Consider the following 6,918-nt stretch of genomic DNA (forward strand, 5'->3'; position numbering starts at 1 on the left):
TCGGCCGCTTCGCCGCCGCCATACCAGAGGAAGATCATCATCGCTCCGGCGACGCCGGCATAGAAGGACGACACCGCGAAGGCGAGCAGCTTGGCGTTGAGCAGCTTGATGCCCATCAGCTCGGCCGCGATATCCATGTCGCGCACAGCCATCCATGAGCGGCCGATCTTCCCGTGAACGAGGTTGGACGCGAACCAGGTCAGGCCGACGACGAGCACGAGGCAGACATAGTAGCGCGTCTCCGGCGTGGCCGAGGCACCGGTGACGGGAATGCCGAAGAGCAGGCGCTGCGGCACCTCGATCGCGCCCGAGGCGTTGTAGTTGAACAGCCAGGGCACGCGCACGAAGGCCCATTGCAGGAAGAACTGCGCCGCCAGCGTCGCCACTGCGAGATAGAAACCCTTGATCCGCAGCGAGGGCAGCCCGAACAGCACGCCGATCGCGGCCGAGAACAGTCCCGAGGCCAGGATCAGGACGATGATGTTCACGTCCGGAAAGACGGTCGTCAGCTTGTAGCAGGCATAGGCGCCCACCCCCATGAAGGCGGCCGTGCCCAGCGAGATCAGGCCGGTATAGCCGGTGAGGATGTTGAGCCCGATCGCCGCCAGCGAGAAGACGAGGAAGGGGATCATCACCGAGGTGATGAAGAAGTCGTCGCCGAAATAAGGAATCACGACGAAGGCGATGGCGAGAATGATCGCCAGTCCGATCCGGTCCTGCCGGATCGGGAACACGGCCATGTCGGCCTGGTAGGTGGATTTGAACTGGCCGGCCTCGCGGTAGAACATGTCTACACCGTCTTTCCGGGGCGGCGCGAAGCGCCGAGCCCGGAATCCATGAACACAGGACTATCCGACGAGGTCGCGCCCTGTCCGGCGCGACCTGTGGTTATGGGTTCCTGGCTCGATCCTGCGGATCGCCCCGGAATGACGGAGAGTTTCAGGCGCAGGTCCATGCTCAAATCCGCTCGATGATCTTGTCGCCGAACAGGCCCTGCGGCCGGAACAGCAGGAAGCCCAGCGCGATGAAATAAGCCAGCCAACTCTCGATGCCGCCGCCGATCAGCGGGCCCCAGTAGAACTCGCCCATCTTCTCGCCGATGCCGATGATCAGTCCGCCGATGATGGCGCCGGGGATCGAGGTGAAGCCGCCGAGGATCAGGACGGGAAGCGCCTTCAGAGCCACGATCTCGAGCGCGAAGGACACGTCCGAGCGCGCGCCCCACATGATGCCGGTGATCAGCGCGACGATGCCGGCGGTGAACCAGACGATCACCCAGATCTGGTTCAGCGAGATGCCGACCGAGAGCGCCGCCTTGTGGCTGTCGGCGACCGCCCGCAGCGCCCGACCGATGCGGGTGTACTGGAAGAACAGCGCCAGCACCGCGATCATCACCGAGGCGATGATGGCGGCGGCGATGTCGATCTTCTGCAGCGACACGAAGCCGCCGAGGATCTTCAGATCGACCGCTCCCTTGGGCAGGTAGAGCTGCTCGGTGATCATCTGCTTGGGGTTGCCGCCGAAGACGGATTCGCCGAGCCCGATCAGGAAATAGGTGATCCCGAAGGTCGCCATGAACAGGATGATGTCGGGCTGGTTCACCAGCGGCCGCAGCACCACGCGCTCGATCGCCACCGCCAGCACGAACATCACGCCGAGCGTCAGGATCACCGCCAGGAAGGCCGGCACCCCCATCTCGTAGAGCCCGACCAGCGTCAGCGCCGAGAACACCACCATGATGCCCTGGGCGAAGTTGAACACGCCGGACGCCTTGAAGATCAGCACGAAGCCGAGCGCGATCAGCGCGTAGAGCACGCCGGACACCAGGCCTTCCCAGATCGTCTGGACCAGCAGGTCGGGCGCCGACGCCATCTGCTGGAAGGGGTCGATGAAGATCTTGTGGAGCGTGCCGGAGCCGTCGAGCCGCGCGCCGATGAGCGCGGCCGCGAGGATGGCGGCCAGGATGAGCCCGGCCTTGACCCAGCCATTGGCGAGAAGGTTCGGCGCGGGCCGTGCGGCGACGTCGCTCATGAGTTCGACCCCTTGCCCCTTGAACCAACCGCGCCGTCATCCCGGACAAGCCACGAAGTGGCGCCGATCCGGGATCCATTCCGGAGCCTCTCCGGAAATGCTCCGGAATGGATCCCGGGTCTGCGCTTCGCTCCGCCCGGGATGACGGCGCGGGTGGACGAACGTGGCTGAGCGATACCCATCAATGCGCCACTCCCAGATAGGCATCGATCACCTTCTGGTCGGCCTTGACCTCGGCGGGCGTGCCGTCGGCGATCTTGCGGCCGTATTCCAGGACGACGACGCGGTCGGAGAGGTCCATCACCACGCCCATATCGTGCTCGATCAGGGCGATGGTGGTGCCGAATTGTTGGTTCACGTCGAGGATGAAGCGGCACATGTCCTCCTTCTCCTCGAGGTTCATGCCGGCCATCGGCTCGTCGAGCAGCAGCAACTCCGGCTCCATCGCCAGCGCCCGGCCGAGCTCGACGCGTTTCTGCAGGCCGTAGGGCAGCTTGCCGACGGGCAGCTTGCGGATGTGCTCGATCTGCAGGAAGTCGATGATGTCCTCGACGACCTTGCGATGCTCGATCTCCTCGGTCATCGCCGGGCCGTGGCGCAGCATCTGCCAGAAGAAGCCGCAATTCATCTTCAAGGTGCGGCCGGTCATGATGTTGTCGAGCGTCGACATGCCCTTGAACAGGGCGACGTTCTGGAAGGTGCGGGCGATGCCGGCGGCGGCGGCGCGATGCGGCCGCATCTTCTGGCGGCGCTCGCCCTTGAAGGTGATCTGCCCTTCCAGCGGCTGATAGAAGCCGTTGATGCAGTTGAGCATCGAGGTCTTGCCGGCGCCGTTAGGGCCGATGATGGCGCGCACCTCGCCCTTGCGGATGTCGAAGGAGACGTCGGTGATCGCCTTCACCCCGCCGAAGCGCAGCGACACGTTCTCGACCGAGAGCAGCACCTCGCGCACCGGCGCGCCCGTCATGGTCATGGGTTCCGCATTCATGCCGCGGCCCTCGTCGGCGCCGGCCGCTCGGTGGCGATCGCGGGATAGATCGTCGCGTCACGGACCTTGACGCGGGCCGAGATCACGCCCTTGCGGCCATCCTCGAAAGTGACCTCGGTCGAGATGTCGGCTTCCTTCGAACCGTCATAGAGGGCCTGGACCAGCGGCGCGTAGCGCTCGGCGATGAAGCCGCGCCGGACCTTCTGGGTCCGCGTCAGCTCGCCATCGTCGGCGTCGAGTTCCTTGTGCAGGATCAGGAAGCGCTTGATCTGCGCGCCGCCCATCAAGGGCTCGGCCGCAAGCGAGCGGTTCACCTCGTCCACATGCTTGGCGATCATGTCGTAGACGAGATCGTGCCCGGCAAGCTCCTGATAGGAGGCGTAGACGACGTTGTTGCGCTCGGCCCAGTTGCCGACCGCGGTCAGGTCGATATTGACCGCGACCGTCGCGTAGTCGCGGCCCTGGCCGAAGGCCACGACCTCCTTGATGTTGGGATAGAATTTCAGCTTGTTCTCGATGTATTTCGGCGGGAACAGCTCGCCGCTGTTGAGCTTGCCGACATCCTTGGCCCGGTCGATGATCTTGAGATGGCCTTCCTCGTCGAAGAAGCCGGCATCGCCGGAGCGGACATAGCCGTCCGCCGTCATGGTCTCGGCGGTCTTCTCGGGGTCCTTGTAGTAGCCACCGAAGATCGAGGGCGAGCGGTAGAGGACCTCGCCATTGTCGTCGATCCGGATCTCGACCAGCGGCGCCGGCCGGCCGACCGTGTCGGCGCGGATCTCGCCATTGGGCTGCATGGTGATGTAGACGCCCGCTTCCGTCTGTCCGTAGAGCTGCTTCAGGTTGACGCCGATCGAGCGGTAGAAGCGGAACAGCTCCGGGCCGATCGCCTCGCCCGCGGTATAACCGACCTTGATCCGCGTCAGGCCGAAGCGGTTGCGCAAGGGGCCGTAGACCAGCGCGTCTCCGAGGCGATAGAGCAGGCGCGCGCCCAGCGGCACGCTCTCGCCGTTCAGGATCTTCTCGCCATGCGCCTTGGCCACGCCGAGGAAGTAATGGAACATCTTGCGCTTCAGCGCGCCGGCATCCTCCATCCGCACCATGGTCAGTGTCAGCATCGTCTCGAAGACGCGGGGCGGAGCGAAGGCATAGGTGGTGCCGACCTCGCGGCGGTCGTCGATCACCGTCTCCGGCCCCTCCGGGCAGTTGACGCAGAATCCGGCGACGATCGCCTGCGCATAGGAGAAGACGTGGTCGCCGACCCAGGCGATCGGCAGATAGGCGATGATCTCGTCGCTCTCGGTCAGGCCGTCGAACTGGCAGCCGATCTCGGCGGCGGTGATGACGTTGGCGTGGCTGAGCATCACGCCCTTGGGGCGCCCCGTGGTGCCCGAGGTGTAGAGGATGATGCCGAGATCGGCGCCCGCTCCCGCCAGCATCTCGCGCTCGAGCGCAGTCGTCGCCTCGGCACGATCCGCCAGGTCCTTCAGCCCGCCCGCGATCACCTCGTCGATCGGGTGCAGCGTGCCGTGGTCGTAGTCGCGCAGGCCCCGGGGCTCGTCATAGAGCATGTGCCGCAGGCTCGGCAGGCGCTCGGCGATGGAGAGGATCTTGTCGACCTGCTCCTGATCCTGCACCACGGCAAAGACCGCCTCGGCATGGTCGAGAACATAGGCCATCTCGTCGGCGACGCTGTCGGCATAGACCGGCACCGGCACGGCGCCGAGCCATTGCGCCGCGGCCATCGCCCAGTAGAGCCGCGGCCGGTTGTAGCCGACGATCGCGACCTTCTCGCCGCGCTTGAGCCCGAGCGCCTGCAGGCCCCGCGCGAAGCCGCGGACCTGCTCCGTCACCTCAGCCCAGTTCCAGGATTGCCAGATGCCGAGATCCTTGTGGCGGAACGCGACGCGCCCGCCCCGCTCGCGCGCATTGCGCAGCAGCAATTTCGGAAAGGTATCCGCCTGGCCGGCGCTTGCGCTTGCCATCGTCCGTCTCCACCCTGAGCAGGCCGGCGTACATCGCACCGGCCTTCGTTCGGGCCGCTCTCGGCCTCGTTGGATGCAAGCCTCGCAGCGGCGCATGCGCTTTGCAAGGGGAGGCTTGACAGACGAACGGTCATTTGGTCGCTATTGTCTTGGGAGATTCTTCGCTTGCTCGGAATCACGCAGCTGAACCGGCCTGTGCCAAGGCGGAGCCGGTGGAGCGGTGACCCGTCTCGGACGGCTTTCAGCCTTCGTAACGCGCCAGACCCTCGACATCGAGGATCGTCACGCTGCCATGCCCGATCTCGAGCAGGCCGAGCCCCGCGAGCCGCGACAGGCCCTGATTGGCGACCTGTCGCGACATGCCGGCAAGCAGCCCGAGCTCTTCCTGGCTGACCTCGAGCGTGCGGTCCTGGTCGGGATAGAGTGTCGGGTTGAACAGCCAGGCGAGGTTGCGCGCCAGACGACCCGTCGAATCGAGCGTGCGCTCCGTCTCCGCCAGCGCGATGAACTGGGCGAGACGCTCGTTGAACTGGTGGACGAGGAAGCGGTTGAAGGCGGCCGAGTGCTCGAACAGCCAGAGGAAGGTCTGGCGCCGCATCAAAGCGAGCTTGGTCTCGCGCAGGGCCACGAGCTCGTAGCGCCGCAGCTCGCCCTTGATCACGGTCCCCTCGCCGAACCAGGCTCCGGCGCGCATCCCGGCCAGCGTCGCGGCCTTCCCCGTCTTGGAGGTGGTCGACATCTTCACCAACCCCTCGGCGACGCCGGTCCAGGCCTCCAGCCGGTCGCCGACATGGCAGATATGGGCACCCTTGCCATAGCTGCGGAAGGAGATGCCGCGCCGTGCCTCCTCGAATTCCTCCTCGCGCAGGTCGCGTGACCAGGCGGCGATGCGCTTCAGCTCGTCGGGCAGGATCACGGGGGCCGGCTCTCCCTTGTGGCGGGGACTGGTACTATGAGGCGGCCGCAGCGGCCAACTCAAGCGTGGCCGGCTGTCGCGCGCCGGGCGAGCGCCGCGATTCGGCCGCGTTTCTGGGCGATCCGCTGCCAGTACAGGCGTCTGGACGCGCCTGCCTGATTCACGCATCGTTAACCCTGCTGCGCCAGCTTGCGCCCATGCCGAGGACATCGCCCGTGGCAAGACGCCCCGCTCTCGCCGCCCTGCTCGCCATCGCCGCCTGGGCCGGCGCGAGCGCTCCGGCTGCGGCGCATCCGCATGTCTTCGTCACAGCCCGGGCGGAGATCATCTATGCGCCCGATGGCGCGGTGCGCGCGCTCAAGCACATCTGGAGCTTCGACGAGGCCTACTCGGCGTATATCACGCAAGGGCTGGACAAGAACGGCGACGGCAAGCTGACTTCGGACGAGCTGGCGGAACTGGCGAAGATCAATGTCGAATCCCTGCCGGAGGTCGGCTTCTTCACCACCGCCAAGGCCAATGGCAAACCGCAGGAATTCGGCACGCCGACGGGCGCCGGGCTCGCCTTCGAGAACAAGATCCTGACGCTCACCTACACGCTGCCGCTCAAGGTGCCGGCCCATGCCAGTCGTTCTTTCGGCATCGAGATCGGCGATCCGACCTATTTCGTCGCCTTCGAGATCGTCGATGCGCCCGATGCGGTGATCGCCCGCGACGCGCCGAAGGGCTGCATCGTGCGCGTCGCCCGCCCACCGAAGCTCGACCCCGCGATCCAGCAGAAGCTGGCGCAGGAGGACATCACCGCGACACCCGACACCAGCGGACTGCAGGTGACGACGCGCGCCCTCGTCGCCTGCCCCTGACCGGCCCGATGTCGCTGGAATCCCCGCGCCTCGCCTGGATGCCCTGGCCCGCCCTGTCGCGGCGCCTGATCGTCATGGTGCTGGCGCTGGCCGTCGTCGCCGCCGGCCTCGCCGTGCTCGCGGCGGTGCTCTCGG

At 66.2% G+C, this 6,918-nt stretch carries 6 protein-coding genes; 1 reads left to right on the forward strand and 5 read right to left on the reverse strand.

Annotated elements, in window-relative coordinates:
• The 5 genes from Q8M82_RS09215 to Q8M82_RS09235 form a co-directional block, all read right to left on the reverse strand.
• Nucleotides 1–788: branched-chain amino acid ABC transporter permease (locus Q8M82_RS09215; protein ID WP_305691067.1), on the reverse strand; the 788-nt coding region annotated here is incomplete at its 3' end.
• A 169-nt stretch (nt 789–957) separates the two neighbouring features.
• Complete coding sequence (locus Q8M82_RS09220) at nt 958–1,872, reverse strand: branched-chain amino acid ABC transporter permease (protein WP_305691072.1); 915 nt, start codon at nt 1,870–1,872, stop codon at nt 958–960.
• A 340-nt stretch (nt 1,873–2,212) separates the two neighbouring features.
• Nucleotides 2,213–3,019, reverse strand: a complete 807-nt coding sequence (locus Q8M82_RS09225; RefSeq protein WP_305691068.1) for an ABC transporter ATP-binding protein — start codon at nt 3,017–3,019, stop codon at nt 2,213–2,215.
• Nucleotides 3,016–5,004, reverse strand: a complete 1,989-nt coding sequence (locus Q8M82_RS09230) for an AMP-dependent synthetase/ligase (RefSeq protein ID WP_305691069.1) — start codon at nt 5,002–5,004, stop codon at nt 3,016–3,018. Before Q8M82_RS09230 ends, Q8M82_RS09225 begins: the two co-directional genes overlap by 4 nt.
• A 241-nt stretch (nt 5,005–5,245) precedes the next feature.
• The gene (locus Q8M82_RS09235; protein ID WP_305691070.1) at nt 5,246–5,920 is read right to left on the reverse strand and encodes a Crp/Fnr family transcriptional regulator; all 675 of its coding nucleotides are present in this window, start codon (nt 5,918–5,920) and stop codon (nt 5,246–5,248) included.
• A gap of 215 nt (nt 5,921–6,135) precedes the next feature.
• Here Q8M82_RS09235 and Q8M82_RS09240 point away from each other — a divergent pair, with 215 nt between their 5' ends.
• The gene (locus tag Q8M82_RS09240) at nt 6,136–6,783 is read left to right on the forward strand and encodes a DUF1007 family protein (RefSeq protein WP_305691071.1); all 648 of its coding nucleotides are present in this window, start codon (nt 6,136–6,138) and stop codon (nt 6,781–6,783) included.
• Nucleotides 6,784–6,918: the final 135 nt, after the last annotated feature.

The sequence above is a fragment of the Allobosea sp. genome (assembly GCF_030694325.1).
GTDB lineage: Bacteria > Pseudomonadota > Alphaproteobacteria > Rhizobiales > Beijerinckiaceae > Allobosea.

What these genes read in the sequence shown, in the direction of transcription:
- Q8M82_RS09220 (WP_305691072.1), bottom strand. Translation starts at nt 1,872, where the DNA reads ATGGCGTCGGCGCCCGACCTGCTGGTCCAGACGATCTGGGAAGGCCTG.
- Q8M82_RS09225 (WP_305691068.1), bottom strand. Translation starts at nt 3,019, where the DNA reads ATGAATGCGGAACCCATGACCATGACGGGCGCGCCGGTGCGCGAGGTG.
- Q8M82_RS09230 (WP_305691069.1), bottom strand. Translation starts at nt 5,004, where the DNA reads ATGGCAAGCGCAAGCGCCGGCCAGGCGGATACCTTTCCGAAATTGCTG.